Below are 22,076 nucleotides of genomic sequence, written 5' to 3'. Positions count from 1 at the left end.
GGGCGCCTAAAGGCGCTCGTTCCAGCCCGGCGTGTAGCGGATCACCCGTCCGGATTTCATGATTACCAGAAAGCTTTTCGGCACGCCGGAGGCGGGACAGTCGAACAGTTCGATGCGCATCCCGATTCGCGCGTCGGCGCCATTCGACATGTCGTGGATCAAACAGGTGAGACGGGTTCCGTCATCGAAGACAGCCGTCGCCTGCTCGGCCATCTCTACCCGCTCGAATTTTCGGCGGCTGCGAAACTGATCCAGGTTCGACGCGTGCTTTGCGACCATGATGTCCCTGCAGAACCGAACGGTGACGATGCTTCCGCATGAAACGGCGCGGCGCTTGCGGTACGGTTAACGACGCGTTCGAAAGCCGAAATACACCAGCCCGTCGGAAGCCGGACGATCGGCTAGACCGTGATCGACGCGCCGCGACGCAGATGCTCGTCGAGGCGCGGCATGATCTCGACGAAGTTGCAGGGGCGGTGCCGGTAATCGAGCTGGGCGGCGAGGATTCCGTCCCAGGCATCGCGGCAGGCGCCCGGCGAGCCCGGCAGCACGAAGATGTAGGTGGCCTTGGCGACGCCGGCAGTGGCGCGCGATTGCAGCGTCGAGGTCCCGATCTTGTCGTAGGAGATGCGGTGGAACACGGCCGAGAAGCCGTCCATGCGCTTCTCGAACAGTGGCTCGATCGCCTCCGGAGTCACATCGCGACCGGTGAAGCCGGTCCCGCCGGTGGTGATGACCACGTCCACCGCAGGGTCGCGGCACCAGGACTCGACCTGGTTCCGGATCGCCTCGACTTCGTCCGGCACGATGGCCCGGGCCGCCAATTCGTGACCCGCCGCCTTGAGACGCTCGACGAGGGTGTCGCCGGAGCGGTCATCCTCGGCGACGCGGGTGTCGGACACGGTCAGGACCGCGATGGTCAGCGGGATGAAGCTGCGGGTCTTGTCCGATGCGACCATCGTGATGTGCCTTCAATCGGATGGGTGTGGAACGGCCACGAGTCTAGCCGAACCGCCTTCCTCCCGACAGCGTGGTGGACGCGGCTCAGTTACGCGCCGCGCGAAACGTGTCGCAGGACTTGGTCTGGCCGCTGCGATAGCCGGTCATGAACCAGCGCATCCGCTGCTCGGACGAGCCGTGGGTGAACGAGTCCGGCACCGCATAGCCCTGCGACTGCTTCTGCAGCTTGTCGTCGCCGATAGCGCTCGCGGCCCGCATGGCCTCCTCGATGTCGCCCGGCTCCAGGGCATTGTACTTGTCGTTCGAGTTCTTGGCCCAGACGCCGGCAAGGCAGTCGGCCATCAGCTCGACGCGCACGGAAAGCTGATTCGCCTCGGTCTTGCTCGATGCGCTCTGCTGGCGGCTCTGGACCTTGCCGAGGATGCCGAGTTCGTCCTGGACGTGGTGACCGACCTCGTGGGCGATGACGTAGGCGTAGGCGAAGTCGCCCTTTACACCGAACTTCTGCTCCATCTCCTTGAAGAAGGAGGTGTCGAGATAGACCTTCTTGTCGAGCGGGCAGTAGAACGGACCCATGGCGGCTTGGGCCGAACCGCAGCCGCTGCGGGTGCCCCCGGTATAGAGCACCATCGCGGTCGGCCGGTACTGGCGTCCCGTCTGGTTCGGCATGATCTCTTTCCACACATCCTCGGTGTTGCCGAGGATCGCCGCGGCGAAACGGCCGCTCTCATCCGTGGGCTTGGTCTTGCGCTGGGCCTGGGTCTGCGGATCGACCTGCTCCTGGCGCGGACGCCCGCCGCCCGACATCTGCTCGGCCCCGCCGATCAGGATCGCGGGGTTGATGCCCGTAACCCATCCGATGAGGGTCAGGATCACGATGGCGCCGATGCCGAGGCCGCCTGCACCACCGCCGGGGAATCCGAATCCACCACCGCCGCCACCTTCACCGCGCCGGTCCTCGACGTTGTCCGAAGAACGGAAATCTTCCCAGCGCATGATCTCGTGACACCCTGTTCGGACGCGCGGCAAGGAACACGACCGCGTGAGTTAAGTCGCGGCCCGCAAATACGGTTCCGCTTGTGCAGACGCCGTAGCGGGCTCAGGCCTTGCCGTCGAGGGCGGCCCGCAGGGTGCGGAAGTCCCGCCAGGCGAGGCGCTTCTGCAGGGGCTGCCGCAGCAGATAGGCCGGATGCAGGGTCGCCAGCGCGCGGATCTCGCGCGTCCCGACCCGGTAGGGATAGAACCGGCCCCGCGCCTTGAGGATGCCGTCCTTGGTGCCCGTGATGGTCTGGGTCGCCGGGCTTCCCAGGCACACGATCAGGTCGGGATCGGCCAGTTCGATCTGCCGCTCGATGAACGGCCGGCAGATCGCGACTTCCTGCGGGGTCGGGTTGCGATTGCCCGGCGGGCGCCACGGCACGATGTTGGTGACGTAGGCCGCCGTCCGGTCGAGGCCGATGGCGGCCATCATCCGGTCGAGGAGCTTGCCCGAGCGGCCCATGAACGGCTTGCCGACGCGATCCTCGTCGGCGCCCGGCGCCTCGCCGATGAACATCAGCTTGGCCGCCGGATTGCCGTCGGCGAAGACGAGGTTTTTGGCGGTGAACTTGAGGGGACAGCCGTCGAAGCCGGCGAGCAGCGCTTCCAGTTCCTCCAGGGTCTGCACCTCGCGAGCCCGCGCCCGGGCATCGCCGGCCGCCTCTCCGGGCTTGGCCGAGGCCGACTGGCCGAAGGTCCGGGCCGGCGGAGGCGGGGCCGCACCGCGCTCGGGCAGGTCCGCCAGGACCATGTCGGCACCGCGCAACGGGGGGCGCTGCGGGGCCGGACCGTCGCGCGCCGGGGCGAGCCGCGCGGGCGCTGCCGGCATCAGCTCGGGCGCCGCCGGCACCGGCTCGGGCGCCTCCGCTTCCGAGAAGCGGTCGTGGGGTGCCTCGTCGAGGAACAGGTCGAGTCCGGCCTCGACATGGAAATCGAGGCTGGCGATGAGATCCCGCTGTCGGTCGTCGCTCTGGCTCATCCGTCCGATGTGGCGCCTCACGCGGCTGTGGACAACCGCGCATGCGACGCTGCGCACCGGCATTTGCCCCGCGCGACATCGTCACCGGGCGCCCTCTGGACCTTTGCGGCGCTTGCGTTCTCAGGTTGGAATGGGTTGAGAGTGATCGCCAGACACGTGAGCGTCCGGTCCTACGGTCGGACGTGCGAGACGCAATACGAAGGCCCGGCGGTACAGCAGGGCCTCACAGGAGGATGACGGATGGCGCTGCCCGAACGCGAGGCGATGGAGTTCGACGTGGTGATCGTGGGAGCCGGCCCGGCCGGACTCGCGACCGCCATCCGCCTCAAGCAGCTTTCCGCCGATGCCAGCATCGTGGTGGTGGAGAAGGGGTCCGAGGTCGGCGCCCATATCCTGTCGGGCGCGGTGATCGATCCCTCCGGGCTCGACAGCCTGCTGCCCGACTGGCGCACGGATGACGCGCGCCCGCTGAAGACGGCCGTGGAGCGTGACGAGTTCATGTTCCTGACCAAGAACAGCGGCGTCACCATGCCGAACCTGTTCTTCCCCAAGCTGATGTCGAACCACGGCAACTTCGTCGGGTCGCTGTCCAACGTGACGAAGTATCTCGGTGCCAAGGCCGAGGAACTCGGCGTCGAGATCTACCCGGGCTTTCCCGCCTCCGAGGTTCTGTACGACGATTCCGGAATCGTGGTGGGTGTCGCCACCGGCGACCTCGGCATCGGCAAGTCCGGCGAACCGCGCGACGACTATACCCGCGGCATGGAATTGCGGGCCAAATACACGGTCTTCGGCGAGGGGGCCCGCGGCTCCCTGACCAAGACCGTCATCGACCGCTTCAAGCTGAACGCCCACAGCGACCACCAGAAATACGGTCTGGGCGTCAAGGAACTGTGGCAGCTGGCGCCCGACAGGTTCCAGTCCGGCCTCGTCCAGCACACCATGGGGTGGCCCCTGCCGAACAAGGCCGGCGGCGGCTCCTGGCTCTATCATTTCGACGACGGCCTGCTCTCGGTCGGCTTCGTCACGCACCTGAACTACGAGAACCCGACCCTGTCGCCGTTCGACGAGTTCCAGCGCTTCAAGACCCACCCGATGATCCGCGAGACCTTCGAGGGGGCCAAGCGCATCGGCTACGGCGCCCGCGCCATCATGGAGGGCGGCTGGCAATCGGTGCCGAAGCTCGTCTTCCCGGGCGGCTGCCTCGTCGGCGACTCCGCCGGCTTCGTCAACGTGCCGCGCATCAAGGGCTCGCACAACGCGGTCCTGTCCGGCATGCAGGCGGCCGAAGCTCTGGCCCAAGCGCTGGAATCCGGGCGCCAGGGCGACGAGCTCAGCACCTACGAGCACGGCTGGCGCGACAGCGCCATCGGCCAGGACCTGAAGCGCGTGCGCAACGTCAAGCCGCTCTGGTCGAAATACGGCACCCTGATCGGCGTCGGCCTCGGCGGTCTCGACATGTGGTCGAACACCATCCTGGATGCCTCGCCCTTCGGGACGCTCAAGCACGGCAAGCCGGATCACGCCACGCTGAAGCCGCTCAGCGAGGTCAAACCGATCGTCTACCCGAAGCCCGACGGCAAGCTGACCTTCGACCGCCTGTCTTCGGTCTACCTGTCGAACACCAACCACGAGGAGGACCAGCCGGCCCACCTCAAGGTGCGCAACCTCGAATTGCAGAAGGCGTCGGAGCACGACGTCTATGGCGGTCCGTCGGCGCGCTATTGCCCGGCCGGCGTCTACGAATGGGTCGCGGATGCGGGAGCCAGCGACGGCGTCCGCTACCAGATCAACGCTCAGAACTGCGTCCACTGCAAGACGTGCGACATCAAGGATCCCAACCAGAACATCAATTGGGAGACGCCGGAGGGACCGGGCGGACCGAACTATCCGAACATGTGATCGCGCGTCCGCCCTGCGGAAACCCACCCGATCACGGCTTCGCGCGGCGGGGCCCGATCCCGCCGCGCGCCATCCTGCTGCCTTGCTAGGATGGCGCGAAGAGTCCAGTGTCCCGCCGCAATCGAGCCCGGCCGCCGACGCGGCCGGTGCGCAGGAGCCGTGATCGGTGCCCATGAACGGAAACGCCAAAACCACCCGGACGGGTCGCCGGGTTCTCTCGGCTCTCGCGATCGGCCTCGCGGTCTCGCCCGCCGCCTACGCGGCCCAACCGCGCGAATCCGCGCCGATCTCCGAGTACGAGCCCGCCGAATCGCTCGAAGGCAACTTCCTCTCGGCCTACATCGCCGGCGCTTCCAAGGACACGGCCGCCGCCGCGAGCTACTACCGCGAGGCGGTGAAGGCCGACCCGCGCAACGCCGAGCTGCTGGAGCGCGCCTTCGTGTCCCTGCTCGCCGACGGGTCCCTGCCGGACGCGTTCCGGGCGGCCGAACGCCTGACCAGCCGCGACGGCTCGAACGGTCTCGCCCAGCTCGCCCTCGGTGTCCGTCAGATCAAGGCCGGGCAGTTCGCCCAGGCCCGCCAGAACTTCGCCCGTAGCGGCCGGGGTGCCGCCGCCGACCTGACCGGCACGCTGCTGACCGCCTGGGCCTATGCCGGGGCCAATGACGGCAAGCGCGCGCTGGACACCATCAACAAGCTCAAGGGCGAGCGCTACTACAACACCTTCCGGGACTTCCATGCCGGGCTGATCGCCAGCCTCGTGGGGGATCAGGCCGAGGCCGAGCGCCGCCTTAAGGCCGCCTACGATGCCGACCGCAACACCCTGCGCATCGTCGATGCCTATGCGCGCTTCGAGGCGCAGGCCGGCCGCACCGATCTGGCGATCCAGGCCTATACCGAGTTCGACAAGCTGCTGCCGCGCCACCCGATCGTGCGCGATGCCCTGACCAAGCTGAAGGAGGGCAAGCCCCTTACCCGCCTCGTCAACACCGCGCAGGAGGGCGCCGGGGAGGTGCTGTACGGGCTCGGTTCGGCGGGTTCGACGCAGGGCGACGAGCTGCCGGCGGTGGTCTACCTGCGCCTCGCCCTCTACCTCGCCCCGGAGCACGCGCTGGCCCGCCTGACCCTGGCCGACCTTCTCGACCGCATGAAGCAGACCGACCGGGCGAACGAAGCCTACGCGCAGATCCCCACCACTTCGCCGCTCCGCCTCAATGCCGACGTGCAGGTCGGCCTGAACCTCGAGCAGATGGGCAAGGGCGAGGAGGCCATCGCCCACCTCGATGCCGCCATGAAGGCGCATCCGGACGACATCGAGGTCATCACGGCCCTCGGCAATGTCCAGCGCTCGCGCAAGAAGTACGAGGAGGCCGCGGAGACCTACAGCCGCGCCATCGCGCTGATCGGCGACCGCCCGGCCTCGAATTACTGGACGACCTTCTACTTCCGCGGCACCGCCTACGAGCGGGCCAAGCAATGGCCGAAGGCCGAGGCCGACCTGAAGAAGGCGCTGGAACTCGTGCCGGCCAGCCAGCCCGGCGCCCGGGCGCAGGTGCTGAACTATCTGGCCTATTCCTGGGTCGACCAGAACATGAACATCGACGAGGCCTTCACGATGCTGAAGCAGGCCGTCGATGCGGCTCCGCGCGACGGCATGATCATCGACAGCCTGGGCTGGGCCTATTTCCGCCTCGGCCGTTGGGACGATGCCGTGCGCGAGCTGGAGAAGGCGATCGAGCTGAAGCCCGGCGATCCCACCATCAACGATCACCTGGGCGACGCCTATTGGCGTGCCGGGCGCCGCCTGGAGGGCAAGTTCCAGTGGCAGCATGCCAAGGACCTGAACCCCGAGCCGGACGAACTCGAGAAGATCAACGCCAAGCTCAAGGACGGGCTGCCCGAGCTGGAGAAGCCGGCAGCCACGGCCGAGAACCCGCCCGAGGGCAAGGTGAACCCGGAACTGCCGAAGGGCGCCCCGGCCCCGAGCGAGCCTCCGGGCGCTGCCGACAAGAAGAGCGGCGGCTGACACGGGACGCTTGACGCGGCGCGGGTTGCGAGGCCAGACCGGCCCCGCACCCGTTCCACGCTCAAGCTCCGAGGCGCCGTGTCCCTCCTCGTCACCCGCGCTCCGGCGAAGATCAACCTGACGCTCCACGTCCTCGGCCGGAGGGCCGGCGACGGCTATCACGAGCTGGAGAGCCTGGTGGCCTTCACGGGCGCCGGCGACACCCTAACCCTGGAGCCCGGCCCCGACCTGACCCTGACGGTCACCGGGCCGACTGCCGGCCCTGCCGGCCCTCTCGACGACAACCTCGTCATCAAGGCGACCCGCAATCTGGCGCGCCTGCGCCCCGGCCTGCGCCACGGGGCCTTCCACCTGGTCAAGCGCCTTCCGGTGGCCGCCGGCATCGGCGGCGGCTCCTCCGACGCGGCGGCGGCCCTGCGCCTCCTCGGCCGCTGGAACGATCTCGCGCCCGATCATCCCGACCTGATCGCCGCCGCGCGCGCCACCGGTGCCGACGTTCCCGTCTGCCTGATGCCGCGCGCCCGGATGATGCAAGGGGCCGGCGAATCGATCGGCCCGGCCCTCGACCTCACCCCCATTCCCGCAGTGCTGGTCAATCCGGGCGTTCCGGTCGAGACCGCACCGATCTTCCGGGCGCTCGGCCTCGCGGTGGGCGAGCGCTACGGCACCGATGCACATCCGGTCATCGCGGCTCGCCTGTCCCGCTCGGGCCTGCTCGAGGCAATCGGCCCCGCCCGCAACGACTTGGAGGCACCGGCCCGGACCCTCGCTCCCGTCATCGACGTGGCGTTGGCCGCCTTGCGCCAGGAACCCGGATGCCGGCTCGCCCGCATGTCGGGGTCGGGCGCCACGGTCTTCGCGCTGTTCGATCATCGCTCCGACGCGGCGCGGGCGGCCCGGCACCTGTCGGCGGCACAACCGAACTGGTGGGTCAGCGCGGCCTTTCTGCGATAAGGCCCCAGGCATCGGCGTGAGCCAGCGTATTTGCGTCCGTTTCGGCGGACTTCCTCTGTAAACTTTACGCCCAAGCAAGACTTATCTCCGCAGGATCGCCGCGCGCAAGGAGCGGTCGATGCCCGATCACGGTCATAAGTCATGGGGGGAAGGGGAGCTTCGCGAGCTCCTCTGTCTCATGATGATCGGAACCTGCGTCTGGCTTCTCGGAACGCGACTCGGTTTCTTCACTTTCCTCGGCGAGGCGACCCGGACCTACGAGCTTCAGGACCTCCTGATGCTGTCGCTGTGCATGAGCCTGGGCCTTGTCGCGGCGAGCGTGCGCAAATCGCTGAAACTACGCCGGGCCATGCGGGATCGCGACGGCGCCGAGGCGCAGGCCGAATCGGTGGCGCGCCATGACGCGCTGACCGGGCTCGCCAACCGGCGCCTGTTCCGCGAAATCCTTGAGGCCCGCATTCAGGGCAGTTCGGATGCGGCGGGCGTTCCGCGCATCGCCGTGATGCTGATCGACCTCGATCGCTTCAAGCCGGTCAACGACCTCCACGGCCATGCCGCCGGCGATGCCGCCCTGTGCGTGGTGGCCGACCGGCTCCGCCTTCTGCGGCCCGCCCAGGGTTTCCTCGCCCGTCTCGGCGGCGACGAATTCGCCCTCCTGGTCGATCCCGGTGACGATCTGGAGGTTCTGGCGCGCCTGGCGCAAGGGATCATCGCCTCGATCTCGCAACCGATCGCCTGGGAACAGGGGCATCTGGAGATCGGCGCCACCGTCGGGATCACGACGGCGACGGAGGAATGCCGAAGCGCGGAAGCCCTGCTGCATTCCGCCGACGTCGCGATGGATCAGGGCAAACGCGACGGCCGCGCCACCTTCCGGTTCTTCCACCTCGACATGGGTCACGCCCTCAAGGCGCGGGCACGCCTGGAGGGCGAGTTGCGGGTCGGAATCGAACGCGGGGAAATCGAGCCGTTCTACCAGCCGGTGGTCTCGCTGCCCGGCCGAGACCTGATCGGCTTCGAGGTGTTGGCGCGCTGGAACCACCCGCAGCACGGAATTCTCGGACCCGACGCCTTCATCACCCTGGCCGAGGAGACCGACCAGATCGCCGAACTGACCTGGGGGCTGATGCGCAAGGCCTGCGCGGATGCGCGCCAATGGCCCGCTCACCTGCAGCTCGCGGTCAATATCTCGCCGATCCAGCTGCGGGATCCACGCCTGCCAGAGCGCATCCTGGCGATCCTGACCGAGACCGGTTTCGCTCCGTACCGCCTCGAAATCGAAATCACCGAGACCGCCCTGGTCAACGACCTGGAGGCGGCGCGGACTGCTTTGACGTCACTCCAGGCCTTCGGAATCCGCGTCGCTCTCGATGATTTCGGGACCGGCTATTCCAGCCTCTATCATCTGCGCGAGCTGCGCTTCGACAAGCTCAAGATCGACCGCAGTTACGTCGAGGCGATGCGGCTCAGCAGCGAGCGGGCGAAGCTCGTCGACGCGATCATCGCCCTCGGCTCCAGCCTCGGTCTCCTGACCACCGCCGAGGGCATCGAGACCGGGTCGAGCGTCGACTGGCTCGCCGGCCAGGGCTGCACCTACGGACAGGGCTATCTGTTCGGGAAACCGCAGGACAAGGGCATCACGGACGAACTGCTGGTCCAATGGACCGACGCTGCCGGTCGGATCGTGATCGCCCCGTCCCCGATGGAAACCACGGAGAGCCGGAGCGGCAGCAATCCGATCCTCAGCGCGCCTGCCGTCCCGGATCACGCCGCGGCCTGAGAGCCCAGGGGCCTGCGCCCACCGCGAAGGCTCAGTGAGCCCGCGCGATGCAGAAATCCACGACCTGCAGGAGCGCGTGCTTCATCGGGCTCGGCGGGAACGGCTTCAGGGCATCGCGCGCCCGATCCCCGTAAAGGCGCGCGCGCGCCATCGTCTCCTCCAGGGCGCCGTGTCGCCTGAGGATGGTGCGGGCGGTCTCCAGGTCGGCATCGGCCACCTCGCCGAGTTCCAGCGTGCGCTTCCAGAAGCTGCGCTCGGAGCCGGTGGCGCGCCGCACCGCCAGCACGATCGGCAGGGTGATCTTGCCCTCGCGAAAATCGTCACCGACGTTCTTGCCGAGGGTGTCGCTGGTGCCGCCGTAATCGAGCACGTCGTCGATGAGCTGGAAGGCGATGCCGAGATTCATGCCGTAGGCGCGGCAGGCCGCCTGCTCCGCTTCGGCGCGGGAGGCGAGCACCGGCCCGACCTCGCAGGCGGCGGCGAACAGTTCGGCCGTCTTGGCGCTGATCACGGCGAGGTACTCGTCCTCGCTCGTCTCGGTATTCTTCGCGGCGGTCAGCTGCATCACCTCGCCCTCGGCGATGATGGTGGCTGCTGCCGACAGGATGTCGAGGGCCTTGAGGGAGCCGACCTCGACCATCATGCGGAAGGCCTGTCCCAGAAGGAAATCGCCGACCAGGACGCTCGCCTCGTTGCCCCACTTGATGCGGGCCGCGACCTTGCCGCGCCGCATGTCGCTGCCGTCGACCACGTCGTCATGCAGCAGCGTGGCGGTATGCATGAACTCGACGCTGGCCGCGAGCTTCACGGCGCCGTCCCCGGCATAGTGGCAGAGGTCGGCGGTCGCCAGGGTGAGGATCGGACGCAAACGCTTGCCGCCCGACGAAATGAGGTGGTTGGCAACTTCCGGAATCATCTGCACGTCGGACCCGGTCCGTGACAGGATGGTCGCGTTGACGCGCTCCATGCCGCTGGACACCAGGGAGACCAGGTCGGCCAGGCTCGCCTCCGGGTCGGGGCTGCTCTCATCGATCGGAACTACGACGCCCAAGACCTCGAGACCTCCCGCTTCCCTACGCCAACGCGGCGCGATCCAATCGATCGCGTCTGTGACACCCCATCGCATGCGCCCGATGGCGCTGCAACACGCACCATGCCGCAAGCTACAGCGACAAGCTGCGCCCATGATGTCGCCCCGGATGACGATGCATGACCGAACTGATCCGCAGCAACGACATTGTTCTCATCGGCTTCGCCCAGTCGCTTCTGGAGGGCGCGTCGATCCCGGTCCTCGTGGCCGACCAGCATATGAGCCTGCTGGAAGGCTCGATCGGCGCTTTCGCCCGGCGGCTCCTGGTGCCGCACGACCATGCCCGCCAGGCGCGGCGCCTGCTCACCGATGCGGGTCTCGCCCATGAGCTTCGGGATGCCTGATCCCCTGACGCTTGCCCCGCCCGATCTCTGGCTCGGCGGCCGCCTCCGGCTGCATCAGCCTCCGCGCGGCGGACACCGGGCCGGCACCGATGCGGTGCTGCTGGCGAGCCTGATGGTGCCGGAACCGGGCACCATCGTCTGCGATGTCGGGGCCTCCACCGGGGCGGTCGGCCTCGCCGTCGCCCTGCGCCATCCCGACGCCCGGGTGGTCCTGGTCGAGCGCGAGCCCGAACTCGCCGGGCTGGCCCGGATCAACGCGGACGCGAATGGACTCGGCGACCGGACCACGGTGATCGTTGCGGATGTCCTGGCAACGGGCGCCCAGCGCCGCGCCGCCGGGCTCGCCTCCGGCCTCGCCGGCCTCGTCCTGACCAACCCTCCGTTCTTCGAGCCCGGCCGTTACCGCGCCTCGCCGGTGACGGCCAAGGCCAGCGCGCATGGCTATGGCATGGCCGACCCCGAAGGCGGACTCGACGGCTGGCTCCGCACCTGTGCCGACCTGCTGAGCCCGCACGGGCGTCTCGGCCTGATCCACCGGGCCGACGCCCTGCCCGCCTGCCTCGACGCCCTGAAGGGGCGTTTCGGCGCCGTGACCGTCCGGCCGGTGCAGGCAAGACCCGACCGCCCGGCGATCCGCATCCTCGTCAGTGCCGTCAAGGGCAGCCGGGGGCCCTTCGGGCTCCTGCCGGCGCTCATCCTGCAGGACGAAGCCGGTCGGTTCACGGAGGTGGCCGAGGGGCTCAATGCCGGCCGAGGCTGGATCGGCCAGACCTCTGACACGCCCTGAATCGGGGGCGACGACAGCGAGGCTGGCAAAACGGTTCGGCTCGCCCCAGTTCAGGCTCCGGGACGGCCCAGTCGCCCTCCCCCGGGCAGCGCGGTCGCGCCGGTCCGTGTTTCAAGCAACATCGAGTCGCTGCACCATGCCGATTTCCCTGCCGGGTCCCCTGCGCGCGCTCCTGCCGCGCCGTTGGCGCCGAAACGTCCCGCGCGTTGCCGTCCTGCGGCTCAGCGGAGCGATCGGAGCCGTGTCGCCGTTCCGAGCCGGGCTCTCGATCGGCGGTCTGGCCAGCAGCCTGGAGCGCGCCTTCACGACACCCGGCATCTCGGCGGTCGCCCTCGTTATCAATTCGCCCGGCGGCGCACCGGCCCAGTCCCACCTGATCCACCAGCGCATCCGCGCTCTAGCGACCGAGAAGAAGCTTCCCGTTCTCGCCTTCGTGGAGGATGTGGCGGCCTCGGGCGGCTACATGATCGCCTGTGCCGCCGACGAGATCATCGCCGATCCGATGTCCCTCGTCGGATCGATCGGCGTCGTCTCGGCGGGGTTCGGGTTCGACCGCCTGATCGAGCGCATCGGCGTCGACCGTCGGGTGCACACGCAGGGCGAAGCCAAGGGGATGCTCGACCCGTTCCGCCCGGAAGACGCCGCCGACGTCGCGCGCCTCAAGGTCATCCAGGCCGACGTGCAGGCGCTCTTCACCGCGCTGGTGAGCGCACGGCGCCCGAAATTGGCGGCGCAGGGCGAGAATCTCTTCACCGGCGCGGTTTGGACCGGCCAGCAGGCCGTGCCGCTCGGATTGGTGGATGGGCTCGGCGATGCCCGCTCGACGCTTCGGGCGCGCTACGGCGATACGGTCGAACTGGTTTTCATCGCCGACAAGAAGGGCTCGCTGATCGCGCGGCTGCTGCGCCGCTCGGCACCGGGTAGCAGCGTCGCGGGCGAGGTGATGGCGGCGATCGAGGATCGCGCCGCCTTCGCCCGCTATGGCTTGTAGCGTGTCGCTGCGAGACGCCGCGGTTCAGCGCTTGCAGGCGTCGTTGCCGTAGCCGGCATAGACGACCCGAACCTTCCGGGCGCAGGTCTCGGCCAGGACCGGTGCCGGTACGGCCGCCACCTCGATCGGAGTCACGGCAGCCGGCATCGTCACCGCATCCGAATATTCGGCGGTCGCGAGCGCGTTCGACGCCGTGATGACCAGCGGCGTCGCAACGAGGGAAGCTGCAACGAGGGCGGCGAACACTGTGAGAGACGAGCGCATGGCGCGAAGATCCAAATTGTCGTCCGCCCGGGAGGCGGCGAAAACCCCTTGATTGCCGAATAAACTTGGCAGCAAGCGAGACCGTTCCACCGCTATGTCGAATCGTGGCCGAAATGTGTGTGCCGCCACACCCGCGTGGTAAACGGGCCTGCGCGGCGCCGTCGCTTGACACCCCGGACCGGCCTCTTAAACGCTGGCCGTCCCTCCACGGACCGGAAGACCCATGTCGAGCGCCAATCCCCTGTCGAGCGCCGTCGATCTCGCGCCCAAGGCTTCGTTCCAGGGCCTGATCCTGACGCTTCAGAGGTTCTGGGCGGCGCAGGGCTGCGTCATCCTGCAGCCCTACGACATGGAGGTGGGCGCCGGCACCTTCCATCCGGCCACCACCTTACGGGCACTGGGACCGAAGCCGTGGAAGGCCGCCTACGTGCAGCCCTCGCGCCGGCCCAAGGACGGGCGCTACGGCGAGAACCCCAACCGGCTGCAGCACTATTACCAGTTCCAGGTCATCCTGAAGCCGAATCCGCCGAACCTGCAGGAACTCTACCTCGCCTCCCTCGATGCCATCGGCGTCGACATGAAGCTCCACGACATCCGCTTCGTCGAGGACGATTGGGAGAGCCCGACGCTAGGCGCCTGGGGGCTCGGGTGGGAGTGCTGGTGCGACGGCATGGAGGTGAGCCAGTTCACCTACTTCCAGCAGGTCGCCGGCATCGAATGCGCGCCGGTCGCCGGCGAGTTGACCTACGGGCTCGAGCGCCTGGCGATGTACGTCCAGGGCGTCGAGAACGTCTACGACCTGAATTTCAACGGCGGCACGGGCGACGAGCGCGTCTCCTACGGCGACGTCTTCCTGCAATCCGAGCAGGAATATTCGCGCCACAACTTCGAGGCGGCCGACACCGCGATGCTGTTCCGCCAGTTCACCGACGCGGAAAAAGCCTGCCGGACCTACCTCGACGCGGGAGCACCCACGGGCGAGTCCGATCGCCATCGGATGGCTCAGCCGGCTTACGACCAGTGCATCAAGGCGAGCCACGTATTCAACCTGCTCGACGCCCGCGGCGTCATCTCGGTGACCGAGCGTCAGAGCTACATCCTCCGGGTGCGCGAACTCGCGAAGGCCTGCGGGGCGGCGTACCTGCGCACGGCGGGCGGCGGGGCTGTTTGACTTGCGTTGAAAAGTCGATCGAGCTTTTATAGGAAGTCGCGGTTTCCTATAAAACTCAGCGCTGGATTTCTCCTTTCATGAAGAAGTCGCTTCTTGCGCTATCGCCGACGGGGGTGCTCGTCCCGACGCTCGCGGGGCAATGGGCATTCGATCCCGCCGATCTGCCACCTGCCCTCGACAACAATGTCATTATTCAGTCCTTCGCAGAGGCGACGCTGGCTCTCGGCGAACTCAACGGCATCGGCCGGACACTCCCGAACCCGTATCTTCTGATCGCTCCGTTGTAGGCCAAGGAGGCTCTCACCTCCTCGAGCATGGAAGGCACCTTCACCACCGCCGCGGAACTGCTCCTGCTCGATGCCGGGCTCGACCAGCCTTCGACGACGGCCGAAGCCCGGGAAGTGCGCAACTATGCCCGCGCGCTTCGCGAAGCGATCGACAGCCTCGATCGTCTGCCACTCTGCCTCCGAACGATTCGCGACGCCCATGCGACGCTCCTGGGCGGTCTCGGTCGTGGACGGGGAGGATACGCGAAGGCGGGCGAGTTCCGAGACCAGCAGAACTGGATCGGCTCCCGATCCATCGAGGGAGCCCGCTACATCCCGCCGCCGCCGCAGCAGGCGCGTGAGCGCATGCATGCGCTGGAGTCGTACATCCAACGCGAGGACCGGGCTGCGATGCCACCGCTCATCGATGCGGCGCTCATCCACTACCAATTCGAGACGATTCACCCCTTCCTGGACGGCAACGGCCGCGTCGGGCGCATCCTGATCCCGCTCTTCCTGTTCGAGCGAGGCACGATCCGGCAACCACTCCTCTACCTCAGCCCCTACCTGGAACGGCATAAGGACGAGTACATCGATCGCATGTTCGAAGTCTCGCGTCGGGGCGATTGGGCCGGTTGGATTGCATTCTTCCTCCGCGTCGTGCGCGATTCCTGCATCGAGACCATCGCGGTGGCGGACCGGCTGCTCGCGCTGCAGGCCGCTTACCGCGCAAGACTGTCCGGGGCGGGCCGGTCGTCATTACCCCTTGCCATCGTCGACCATCTTTTCCGGCACCCGATCGTCTCGATTCCTCAGCTTCAGGAACGCCTGGGCACGACCTACGTGTCCGCCCAGAAAAATCTCGGGATCGTCGAGGAGGCCGGCATCGTCGAGCCGGTGGAAGGCACGTCCCATCCGAGGTACTTCCACGCTAACGACATCCTGAACATCATTTCGGACGCGACCTGATTCCATGCCCGACCTCCTCCTCGAACTCCGCTCCGAAGAGATTCCCGCCCGCATGCAGCGGCGCGCGGCCGACGATCTGCGGAAGCTCGTCACCGACGCTCTGGTCGAGCGCGGCTTCCTCTACGAGGGCGCCAAGGCCTTCGCGACGCCGCGCCGGCTGGCGCTGCACGTGGCCGGCCTGCCGCCGCGCGGGCAGGACGTGCGCGAGGAGCGCAAGGGCCCCCGGGTCGGCGCGCCGGAGGGAGCGGTCCAGGGCTTCCTCAAGAGCGCGGGGCTGGCGAGCCTCGACCAGGCCACCATCGTGACCGACCCCAAGAAGGGCGAGTTCTACGTAGCGGTGATCGAGCGGCCGGGCCGCGAGACCCTCGACGTCCTGGCCGAGATCCTGCCGCAGATCATCCGCAGCTTCCCGTGGCCGAAATCCATGCGCTGGGGCAAGGGCTCGGCGCAGCCGGGCGCCCTGCGCTGGGTGCGGCCACTGCAATCCATCGTGGCCACCTTCGGGCCGGAGACCGAGACCCCGGACGTGGTGCCGTTCGCGGTCGACGGCATCGTCGCCGGCACCACCACCTACGGCCACCGCTTCCTCGCGCCCGCGGCGATCGAAGTCCGGCGCTTCAACGACTACGTCCAGGCCCTGGAGCGCGCCAAGGTCGTGCTCGACGTGGAGCGCCGCAAGGACATCATCCTGCACGATGCCCGTGACCTCGCCTTCGCGCGCGGCCTCGAACTCGTGGAGGACGAGGGCCTGCTGGAGGAGGTCGCCGGTCTGGTGGAATGGCCCGTGGTGCTGATGGGCTCGTTCGACGAGACCTTCCTGGACATCCCGGCCGAGGCGATCCGGGCCACCATCCGGGCCAACCAGAAGTGCTTCGTCCTGCGCCGGGCCGGCACCGACACCCTCGCGCCCGCCTTCATCCTGACATCGAACCTCGTCGCCAGCGACGGCGGCCTCGCCATCACGGCCGGCAACGAGCGCGTGGTGCGGGCGCGCCTGTCGGACGCCAAATTCTTCTGGGAGACCGACAAGGCGATCCGGCTGGAAGACCGCCTGCCCAAGCTCGACAGCATCGTGTTCCACGAGAAGCTCGGCACGCAGGGCGAGCGGGTGCAGCGCATCGCCGCCCTGGCGCGTGAACTGGCGCCCCTGGTCGGGGCCGACCCGGATCTGGCCGAGCGCGCGGCGGCGCTCGCCAAGGCCGACCTCGTCACCGAGATGGTCGGTGAGTTTCCCGAGCTTCAGGGCTTGATGGGGCGCAAATACGCGGCGCTCCAGGGCGAACCGGAGAGCGTCGCGGCGGCGATCGAGGATCACTACAAGCCGGTCGGCCCCTCCGATCGCGTGCCGACCGATCCGGTCACCGTCGCGGTGGCACTCGCGGACAAACTCGACACCCTGGTGGGATTCTGGTCGATCGACGAGAGGCCAACCGGCAGTAAGGACCCGTATGCTCTTCGGCGCGCGGCTCTCGGTGTGGTTCGACTAATCCTCGACAACAAAAAGCGGCTCTCGATCCTTCCTTTGTTCATTGGTATCAAAGAAGTTTTCGACAGTTTATCGACTAGATCTGATATCAATGCCGTAATAAGTGATATGTCTGCAGCATTAGAGGGGTATGAGCGCCTATTTCCGCACGTAAGATGGACACAAAGAGTCAATTTTATCGCTACGCCGGCTATAAATCCGCTGCGGAGACCTCCGCAGGAACCTGATAGCCGCCTTTTAGATCTTCTCGCCTTCTTCGCCGACCGCCTCAAAGTCTACCTGCGCGACAAGGGCGCCCGCCACGACCTGATCGATGCGGTGTTCGCCCTGCCCGGGCAGGACGACCTCCTGATGGTGGTGCGCCGCGTCGAGGCGCTGGGCTCGTTCCTGGAGACCGACGACGGCAAGAATTTGCTCGCCGGCTACAAGCGCGCCGCCAACATTCTCCGCATCGAGGAGAAGAAGGACGGCCGCACCTACGACGACGCCCCGGATGCGGCGCTCGCTGCCACGGGTGAGCCGGAAGAGCGCGCCCTGGCGGAGGCCCTGGCGGTGGCCCGTGAAAAGGCCTCGGCGGCGGTGGCGGCGGAGGATTTTGCCGGGGCCATGCAGGCGCTCTCGACCCTGCGTGCGCCGGTGGACGCGTTCTTCGAGCGCGTCACGGTGAATGCCGACGATGCGGACCTGCGCCGGAACCGCCTCGCCCTGCTCAATGCTCTGCGGGCGGCGACGCGCGAAGTGGCGGATTTCTCCCGCATCGAGGGCTGAGCGCCCCGCCGCTCAAGGATCGGCTCGGAAGCGCGTCCGGGCCGCGCGGATGGCGGGGTGGTTCCGCTCCGCCCACTCGACCAGCACACCGAGCGGATCGAGCAGCGAGCCGCCCAACGGCGTGAGGCTGTATGCGACGCTCGGCGGGCTGGTCGGGAACACGCGACGGCTCACCAGCCCGTCCCGCTCCAGGTCGCGCAGGGTCTGCGTCAGCATCCGCTTCGAGATGTCGGGAATCACCCGATGAATCGCCCCGAACCGCTGCGTGCCGCCGGCCAGCGCGGCGATGATCAGCGTCGTCCACTTGTCGCCGAGATGGCTCAGCACGTCGCGCACCGGGCAATGGTCCGGGTCGAAGCCGAGATCCTGCCAGGACGCGAACTTGCGGGCGAGGTCCGGCCCTTCGGTCATGGTGGTTCCTCCACGGTAACCTGGACACGAAAACCTGCCGTCTTACGGCCCTATACGGTCTCTTTTATAGACCTTGTGTCGGAAAGAAACCACCAGGAGCCCAGCCATGTCGCAGACCCCGTCCCCGCGCCTGTTCGTCACCGGAGCCACCGGTCAACTCGGACGCCTCGTCATCGCGGCGCTGCTGCGCGCAGTGCCGCCCGGTACGATCGTGGCCGGCGTCCGCAACCGTGACGCGCCCGCCGCGCAGGACTTGGCGGCGCGCGGCGTCGAGGTCCGGGTCGCCGACTACTCGGCGCCGGATACCCTCGGCGTCGCCTTCGCGGGCATCGATCGCCTGCTGTTGATCTCGTCGAGCGAAGTCGGATCGCGCGTCGCTCAGCACCGCAACGTCATCGCGGCGGCCGTCGATGCGGGCGTGAAAGTGATCGCCTATACCAGCCTGCTGCGGGCCGACACCTCGCCCCTCGCGCTTGCCGAGGAACATCGGGCCACCGAGGCGGCCCTGGCGGAGTCGGGCGTGCCGACCGTCCTCCTGCGCAATGGCTGGTACACCGAGAACTACGCCGCCGCCCTCCCGGCTGCCCTGGCACGGGGCGTCATGTTCGGAAGCGCCGGCGCGGGACGGATCGCCAGCGCGGCGCGAGTCGACTACGCCGAGGCCGCGGCTGCCGTGCTGACCGCTGGATCGTCCGAGAGCCGGATCTACGAACTGGCGGGCGACGCGGCCTACACCCTGGCGGACTTCGCCGCCGAAGCCGCCCGCATTTCCGGCCGACCGCTGCGCTATCAGGATCTGACGGCGGCGGATTACCGCTCGGCCCTCCTGACCGCGGGGCTCCCCGAGGGGCTGGCAAGTCTGCTCGCGGATTCCGATGCCGGCGCCGCCAAAGACGCCCTGTTCGACGCGGGCGATGCGTTGCGTGCCCTGATCGGACGGCCAACGACTCCCCTTGCTACGACGCTCGCTGCTGCCCTTGGTTGAGTCGATTGTCAGAATGCGCGCCGACGCAACCGGGGCAACGTCAGCGCTCGGCGCGTATTCGTAACCATTGATCAAGATGTCTTCGCGTTAAGCGGAACGGTTTGACGGCGATCTCCGTTGTGGCGGCAGTTTCCACTTGGGAGTTCTCCATGCGCCACCCCGTTCTCGCCGCCCTGACCCTGGCAACGCTGTTCGGTGCCTCCGCCGCCCAGGCCGAAACCACGGTGATCCACCGTGATGCGCCCGACACCGTCGTCGTCGATCGCCCCGCCTCCGAGAGCCGCACGGTCGAGCGCCGCGAGTCGAGCGACGGCTGCTCCACCAAGACGGTAACCAAGGAGAACGACCTCGGCGACCGCAAGACGGTCACGAAGGAGAGCTGCGACTGATATCGTCGCTTTAGTCCGGCTCGATCCATGACCCGTTCCGGCCTTGGCCGGGACGGGTCATGTCCGTTCAGAGGTCCTTGGTGTAGCGCCAGGCTTCCATGCCATCCTCGTAATAATCCGGGATGACCGCGAACCGCACGTAGCCGCGGCGCTCATAGAGGCGGATGCCGGCGCCATTGTCGGCCCGGACCTCGAGGCGCAGCCGGGTGCAGCCATGAGCCCTGGCATCGTCCTCGGCGCCGTCGAGTATCCGGCTGCCGAGGCCCAGACCCGACCGCAGCGGTGAGACCGCGATCGACGAGAGTCGCGCGTTGCGGCTGCCGCGCCGCCGCTCCAGGGTGGCCGCGCCCACCAGAATGTCCTGCTCCGCCCCGTCATCCATGATCGCCACCAGCACGGTCATGCTCGGCGACCGGATGGCGTGCCGGATGGAGCGGCGCTCGGCCCGGTCACCGGCGAAGGCCGCATGTTCGAGGGCGACCAGCGCGTCGAGGTCGGCCGGCGTGGCGACCCGCAGCGTGACGATGGGGGGCGGCTCCGCCTTCGGCGAAGGCGCGCTCACGTGGCGGTCCAGGGACAGGTCCAGGTTTCCGTCAGCGCGCGGCCGCCCGCCTTGAGGAAGGCCCGCATATCGGTCGATTGCCCGGTCGATTCGAGAGCCACGTCCACGGCGGCGCGAAAGCCGTCGATATGCGGATTCGGTACCAGGGAGGTGGCGGTGATCCGGCCCGCCGAGGTACCGGCCACGATCTCGACCTTGGCCGGATCAGGACGGTAATAGCCGAGTTCGCCGCCGGCGAAATCGATGAGGAAGCGGCGTACGAGACCGCCCTTGATCTCGGCGGCCTTCGCGGTTCCGCTCGCCACCGGCGCCACGCTGAAGGTGTTCACCACCTGCCCGCCGGGATGCAGGGTCTCGCCGCCGACCGTCCGCACCCGGTAGGCGAGCCGCACCGGCGTCCCGGCCGGATAGGCTTGAGCCGGCCGCCAGTAGGCGACGATGTTGTCGTTCACCTCCGTATCCGTGGGCAGTTCCATCAGCATCACGGCGCCCTCGCCCCAGGCGCCCTCGGGCTCGACGAAGTAGCCGGGGCGTCGGCTATAGGAGGCCTCCAGGTCCTGATAGGCCTTGAAGTGGCGGTCACGCTGTAGCAGCCCGAAGCCTTTGGGGTCGCGGTCGGCGAAGGTCGAGATGCGGCGCGCGGCCGGGTTCTCCAGCGGGCGCCACAGCCACTCGCCGCTGCCCGCCGCGATCTGCAACCCGTCGGAATCATGGAGTTCCGGCCGGTAATCGTCGGTGTGGCTGTGGTCGTTCTCGCCGATGAAATACATCGAGGTCAGCGGCGCGAGACCGACCGTGGCGAGATCGACCCGCGGGTTCAACGTCGCCGTCACGCCGACGCTGGTCTCGTCGCCCGGCCGCACGGTGAAGCGAAATGCGCCCGTCAGCGAGGGACCGTCGAGGAGCGCGTCGATCACCAGCGCATCGGCATTGGTCTCGGGCTGGGCGATCCAGAATTCGCGAAACACCGGGAACTCCTCGGGTCCGCCGACGCCCTCGACATTGACCGCGATGCCGCGCGCCGACAGTCCGTAGAGCTGGTCGCGCCCGAGGAAGCGGAAGTAGCTCGCCCCCAGGAAGCTGATCAGTTCGTCGAGCAGGTTCGGCTTGTTCAGGGGGGAATGGATGCGGATTCCCGCGAAACCGAGATCGAGCGGCAGCGCCCGGTCGAGCTTGGTCCGGCCCAGGTCGTAGAGGCTGGCCTGATAGGGGATCGGCGTCGCCACCCCGCCGCGCACGAGGTTCACCGTCACGGGGCGGTTGTAGAGGAAGCCGAGGTGGAAGAGCTGGAGCCGGAACGGGCTCCCCTCCCCCAGAAACGCCTTGTCGGGCTTGAAGCGGATATCGCGCCAGGCATCGTAGTCGAGCTTGGCGATCGGCGCCGGCAGCGCCGGGATCCGGGCGTCGTAGGGAAGTTTGGCGAGGTCGCTGGCGCGGCGCTCCACGTCGGCGAAGCCGAACGGGGTTTCGGGCCGCCGGTCCGGCGCCTGCGCCTGCCCCTCCGCGGTACCCGCGACGAAGGCCGCGGTCGCCGCCAGACCCTGGACGACGGAGCGCCGGTTGAGTTCTGTCATTGGCCTGCGACCCGGTGCGTCCACGCGTGAAAACCGTGCGCTTGATGGCCCGTCCGCGGCCCCTTGGGAAGAGCCCATCGGCGCCGTCAAGAAAACCGGCGCGGCGTTTATGCAACAGCCCTGGCTGCTCACAGCAGAAGGTTGGTGAAAAACACGGCTTTCCCTTGTGGCCGGAACGCCCTGACCGTATATGCGCCTTGCCCAATTTCGCACGTGCCTGTGGCCGCGTGTCGGTTGGTGGGCATCCGGCCAACTGCCGGACAGCCGCCAGGGGTCTTAAAGGATCGATGGTCGACAGGGTGGATTCCCTCCGGCCGGCATCCAGGTGGCAACACCGGACCCCGACAACAACCGGCAGCCGGAGGCGAAACCGGCGAACC

The 22,076-nt window shown here is 68.0% G+C and carries 22 protein-coding genes and 1 pseudogene; 14 read left to right on the top strand and 9 right to left on the bottom strand.

Annotated elements, in window-relative coordinates:
- Nucleotides 1–6: 6 nt before the first annotated feature.
- The 4 genes from ACV7NL_RS10345 to ACV7NL_RS10330 all read right to left on the bottom strand — a co-directional run bounded on the left by ACV7NL_RS10345 (nucleotide 7) and on the right by ACV7NL_RS10330 (nucleotide 2,977).
- Entirely contained in the window at nucleotides 7–279 is a 273-nt protein-coding gene (locus ACV7NL_RS10345; protein ID WP_056189418.1) for a PilZ domain-containing protein, read from the bottom strand.
- A 122-nt stretch (nucleotides 280–401) separates the two neighbouring features.
- Nucleotides 402–959, bottom strand: a complete 558-nt coding sequence (gene moaB / locus ACV7NL_RS10340) for a molybdenum cofactor biosynthesis protein B (protein WP_056189421.1) — start codon at nucleotides 957–959, stop codon at nucleotides 402–404.
- An 85-nt stretch (nucleotides 960–1,044) separates the two neighbouring features.
- Complete coding sequence (gene ypfJ / locus ACV7NL_RS10335) at nucleotides 1,045–1,956, bottom strand: KPN_02809 family neutral zinc metallopeptidase (RefSeq protein WP_056479088.1); 912 nt, start codon at nucleotides 1,954–1,956, stop codon at nucleotides 1,045–1,047.
- Nucleotides 1,957–2,059: 103 nt separating this feature from the next.
- Nucleotides 2,060–2,977, bottom strand: a complete 918-nt coding sequence (locus ACV7NL_RS10330) for a uracil-DNA glycosylase (RefSeq protein WP_463355602.1) — start codon at nucleotides 2,975–2,977, stop codon at nucleotides 2,060–2,062.
- A 240-nt stretch (nucleotides 2,978–3,217) separates the two neighbouring features.
- Here ACV7NL_RS10330 and ACV7NL_RS10325 point away from each other — a divergent pair, with 240 nt between their 5' ends.
- The 4 genes from ACV7NL_RS10325 to ACV7NL_RS10310 all read left to right on the top strand — a co-directional run bounded on the left by ACV7NL_RS10325 (nucleotide 3,218) and on the right by ACV7NL_RS10310 (nucleotide 9,639).
- The gene (locus tag ACV7NL_RS10325; RefSeq protein WP_056189428.1) at nucleotides 3,218–4,879 is read left to right on the top strand and encodes an electron transfer flavoprotein-ubiquinone oxidoreductase; all 1,662 of its coding nucleotides are present in this window, start codon (nucleotides 3,218–3,220) and stop codon (nucleotides 4,877–4,879) included.
- A gap of 172 nt (nucleotides 4,880–5,051) precedes the next feature.
- Entirely contained in the window at nucleotides 5,052–6,905 is a 1,854-nt protein-coding gene (locus ACV7NL_RS10320; protein WP_463357100.1) for a tetratricopeptide repeat protein, read from the top strand.
- Between the two features lie 78 nt (nucleotides 6,906–6,983).
- Complete coding sequence (locus ACV7NL_RS10315; RefSeq protein ID WP_463355601.1) at nucleotides 6,984–7,859, top strand: 4-(cytidine 5'-diphospho)-2-C-methyl-D-erythritol kinase; 876 nt, start codon at nucleotides 6,984–6,986, stop codon at nucleotides 7,857–7,859.
- Nucleotides 7,860–8,037: 178 nt separating this feature from the next.
- Complete coding sequence (locus ACV7NL_RS10310; RefSeq protein ID WP_463355600.1) at nucleotides 8,038–9,639, top strand: putative bifunctional diguanylate cyclase/phosphodiesterase; 1,602 nt, start codon at nucleotides 8,038–8,040, stop codon at nucleotides 9,637–9,639.
- A gap of 31 nt (nucleotides 9,640–9,670) precedes the next feature.
- On the opposite strand, the gene ACV7NL_RS10305 is transcribed toward ACV7NL_RS10310, so the two are convergent.
- The gene (locus tag ACV7NL_RS10305) at nucleotides 9,671–10,690 is read right to left on the bottom strand and encodes a polyprenyl synthetase family protein (RefSeq protein WP_056189441.1); all 1,020 of its coding nucleotides are present in this window, start codon (nucleotides 10,688–10,690) and stop codon (nucleotides 9,671–9,673) included.
- A 158-nt stretch (nucleotides 10,691–10,848) separates the two neighbouring features.
- Here ACV7NL_RS10305 and ACV7NL_RS10300 point away from each other — a divergent pair, with 158 nt between their 5' ends.
- From ACV7NL_RS10300 to ACV7NL_RS10290, 3 genes are all read left to right on the top strand, one after another.
- Nucleotides 10,849–11,073 (top strand): putative signal transducing protein, encoded by a 225-nt coding sequence (locus ACV7NL_RS10300; RefSeq protein ID WP_056189444.1) that lies wholly within the window; start codon nucleotides 10,849–10,851, stop codon nucleotides 11,071–11,073.
- Nucleotides 11,066–11,860, top strand: a complete 795-nt coding sequence (locus ACV7NL_RS10295; RefSeq protein ID WP_463355599.1) for a tRNA1(Val) (adenine(37)-N6)-methyltransferase — start codon at nucleotides 11,066–11,068, stop codon at nucleotides 11,858–11,860. Before ACV7NL_RS10300 ends, ACV7NL_RS10295 begins: the two co-directional genes overlap by 8 nt.
- 136 nt (nucleotides 11,861–11,996) lie before the next feature.
- The gene (locus ACV7NL_RS10290) at nucleotides 11,997–12,851 is read left to right on the top strand and encodes a S49 family peptidase (protein WP_056479064.1); all 855 of its coding nucleotides are present in this window, start codon (nucleotides 11,997–11,999) and stop codon (nucleotides 12,849–12,851) included.
- Nucleotides 12,852–12,875: 24 nt separating this feature from the next.
- Here the strand turns inward: ACV7NL_RS10290 and ACV7NL_RS10285 are convergent, their stop codons facing one another.
- Complete coding sequence (locus tag ACV7NL_RS10285) at nucleotides 12,876–13,115, bottom strand: hypothetical protein (RefSeq protein WP_463355598.1); 240 nt, start codon at nucleotides 13,113–13,115, stop codon at nucleotides 12,876–12,878.
- Nucleotides 13,116–13,338: 223 nt separating this feature from the next.
- On the opposite strand from ACV7NL_RS10285, the gene ACV7NL_RS10280 reads away from it, so the two are divergent.
- From ACV7NL_RS10280 to glyS, 5 genes and pseudogenes are all read left to right on the top strand, one after another.
- The gene (locus ACV7NL_RS10280; protein WP_463355597.1) at nucleotides 13,339–14,286 is read left to right on the top strand and encodes a glycine--tRNA ligase subunit alpha; all 948 of its coding nucleotides are present in this window, start codon (nucleotides 13,339–13,341) and stop codon (nucleotides 14,284–14,286) included.
- A gap of 77 nt (nucleotides 14,287–14,363) precedes the next feature.
- Nucleotides 14,364–14,573 carry a hypothetical protein gene (locus tag ACV7NL_RS10275; RefSeq protein WP_463355596.1) on the top strand — a complete coding sequence of 70 codons (210 nt, stop codon included), beginning with the start codon at nucleotides 14,364–14,366 and terminating at the stop codon, nucleotides 14,571–14,573.
- 15 nt (nucleotides 14,574–14,588) lie between these two features.
- Nucleotides 14,589–14,711 (top strand): annotated as a pseudogene (locus tag ACV7NL_RS10270) (Fic/DOC family N-terminal domain-containing protein); the annotation flags it as partial.
- A complete protein-coding gene (locus ACV7NL_RS10265; protein ID WP_463357099.1) occupies nucleotides 14,688–15,521 on the top strand; it encodes a Fic family protein in 834 nt (277 codons plus the stop codon). The pseudogene ACV7NL_RS10270 and the gene ACV7NL_RS10265, both read left to right, overlap by 24 nt.
- A 4-nt stretch (nucleotides 15,522–15,525) precedes the next feature.
- Complete coding sequence (gene glyS, locus ACV7NL_RS10260; RefSeq protein WP_463355595.1) at nucleotides 15,526–17,775, top strand: glycine--tRNA ligase subunit beta; 2,250 nt, start codon at nucleotides 15,526–15,528, stop codon at nucleotides 17,773–17,775.
- Between the two features lie 12 nt (nucleotides 17,776–17,787).
- Here the strand turns inward: glyS and ACV7NL_RS10255 are convergent, their stop codons facing one another.
- On the bottom strand, nucleotides 17,788–18,186 hold the full coding sequence (locus tag ACV7NL_RS10255; RefSeq protein ID WP_463355594.1) for a winged helix-turn-helix transcriptional regulator: 399 nt from the start codon (nucleotides 18,184–18,186) through the stop codon (nucleotides 17,788–17,790).
- Nucleotides 18,187–18,292: 106 nt separating this feature from the next.
- Between ACV7NL_RS10255 and ACV7NL_RS10250 the strand changes: the two genes are divergently transcribed.
- Together ACV7NL_RS10250 and ACV7NL_RS10245 are read left to right on the top strand one after the other, a co-directional pair.
- Entirely contained in the window at nucleotides 18,293–19,171 is an 879-nt protein-coding gene (locus ACV7NL_RS10250; RefSeq protein WP_463355593.1) for an SDR family oxidoreductase, read from the top strand.
- 149 nt (nucleotides 19,172–19,320) lie between these two features.
- Entirely contained in the window at nucleotides 19,321–19,560 is a 240-nt protein-coding gene (locus ACV7NL_RS10245; RefSeq protein WP_463355592.1) for a hypothetical protein, read from the top strand.
- A gap of 67 nt (nucleotides 19,561–19,627) precedes the next feature.
- On the opposite strand, the gene ACV7NL_RS10240 is transcribed toward ACV7NL_RS10245, so the two are convergent.
- Both ACV7NL_RS10240 and ACV7NL_RS10235 read right to left on the bottom strand, forming a co-directional pair.
- On the bottom strand, nucleotides 19,628–20,122 hold the full coding sequence (locus tag ACV7NL_RS10240) for a GNAT family N-acetyltransferase (RefSeq protein WP_156375912.1): 495 nt from the start codon (nucleotides 20,120–20,122) through the stop codon (nucleotides 19,628–19,630).
- The gene (locus ACV7NL_RS10235) at nucleotides 20,119–21,696 is read right to left on the bottom strand and encodes an OpgD/OpgG family glucan biosynthesis protein (protein ID WP_463355591.1); all 1,578 of its coding nucleotides are present in this window, start codon (nucleotides 21,694–21,696) and stop codon (nucleotides 20,119–20,121) included. The genes ACV7NL_RS10240 and ACV7NL_RS10235 overlap by 4 nt, the downstream gene beginning before the upstream one ends.
- Nucleotides 21,697–22,076: the final 380 nt, after the last annotated feature.

Source organism: Methylobacterium sp. Ger2507 (assembly GCF_055231875.1).
Note: the sequence above shows the minus strand (reverse complement) of the source record. Positions and strands in the feature narration are given on the sequence as shown.

Bases quoted from the DNA above. Each gene is read 5' to 3' on its own strand.
- ACV7NL_RS10250 (WP_463355593.1), top strand. From the start codon at position 18,293: ATGTCGCAGACCCCGTCCCCGCGCCTGTTCGTCACCGGAGCCACCGGT.
- ACV7NL_RS10280 (WP_463355597.1), top strand. From the start codon at position 13,339: ATGTCGAGCGCCAATCCCCTGTCGAGCGCCGTCGATCTCGCGCCCAAG.
- ACV7NL_RS10320 (WP_463357100.1), top strand. From the start codon at position 5,052: ATGAACGGAAACGCCAAAACCACCCGGACGGGTCGCCGGGTTCTCTCG.
- ypfJ (WP_056479088.1), bottom strand. From the start codon at position 1,956: ATGCGCTGGGAAGATTTCCGTTCTTCGGACAACGTCGAGGACCGGCGC.
- ACV7NL_RS10345 (WP_056189418.1), bottom strand. From the start codon at position 279: ATGGTCGCAAAGCACGCGTCGAACCTGGATCAGTTTCGCAGCCGCCGA.
- ACV7NL_RS10285 (WP_463355598.1), bottom strand. From the start codon at position 13,115: ATGCGCTCGTCTCTCACAGTGTTCGCCGCCCTCGTTGCAGCTTCCCTC.
- ACV7NL_RS10300 (WP_056189444.1), top strand. From the start codon at position 10,849: ATGACCGAACTGATCCGCAGCAACGACATTGTTCTCATCGGCTTCGCC.
- moaB (WP_056189421.1), bottom strand. From the start codon at position 959: ATGGTCGCATCGGACAAGACCCGCAGCTTCATCCCGCTGACCATCGCG.
- ACV7NL_RS10275 (WP_463355596.1), top strand. From the start codon at position 14,364: ATGAAGAAGTCGCTTCTTGCGCTATCGCCGACGGGGGTGCTCGTCCCG.
- ACV7NL_RS10330 (WP_463355602.1), bottom strand. From the start codon at position 2,977: ATGAGCCAGAGCGACGACCGACAGCGGGATCTCATCGCCAGCCTCGAT.
- ACV7NL_RS10255 (WP_463355594.1), bottom strand. From the start codon at position 18,186: ATGACCGAAGGGCCGGACCTCGCCCGCAAGTTCGCGTCCTGGCAGGAT.
- ACV7NL_RS10310 (WP_463355600.1), top strand. From the start codon at position 8,038: ATGATGATCGGAACCTGCGTCTGGCTTCTCGGAACGCGACTCGGTTTC.
- glyS (WP_463355595.1), top strand. From the start codon at position 15,526: ATGCCCGACCTCCTCCTCGAACTCCGCTCCGAAGAGATTCCCGCCCGC.
- ACV7NL_RS10245 (WP_463355592.1), top strand. From the start codon at position 19,321: ATGCGCCACCCCGTTCTCGCCGCCCTGACCCTGGCAACGCTGTTCGGT.
- ACV7NL_RS10295 (WP_463355599.1), top strand. From the start codon at position 11,066: ATGCCTGATCCCCTGACGCTTGCCCCGCCCGATCTCTGGCTCGGCGGC.
- ACV7NL_RS10235 (WP_463355591.1), bottom strand. From the start codon at position 21,696: ATGACAGAACTCAACCGGCGCTCCGTCGTCCAGGGTCTGGCGGCGACC.
- ACV7NL_RS10290 (WP_056479064.1), top strand. From the start codon at position 11,997: ATGCCGATTTCCCTGCCGGGTCCCCTGCGCGCGCTCCTGCCGCGCCGT.
- ACV7NL_RS10325 (WP_056189428.1), top strand. From the start codon at position 3,218: ATGGCGCTGCCCGAACGCGAGGCGATGGAGTTCGACGTGGTGATCGTG.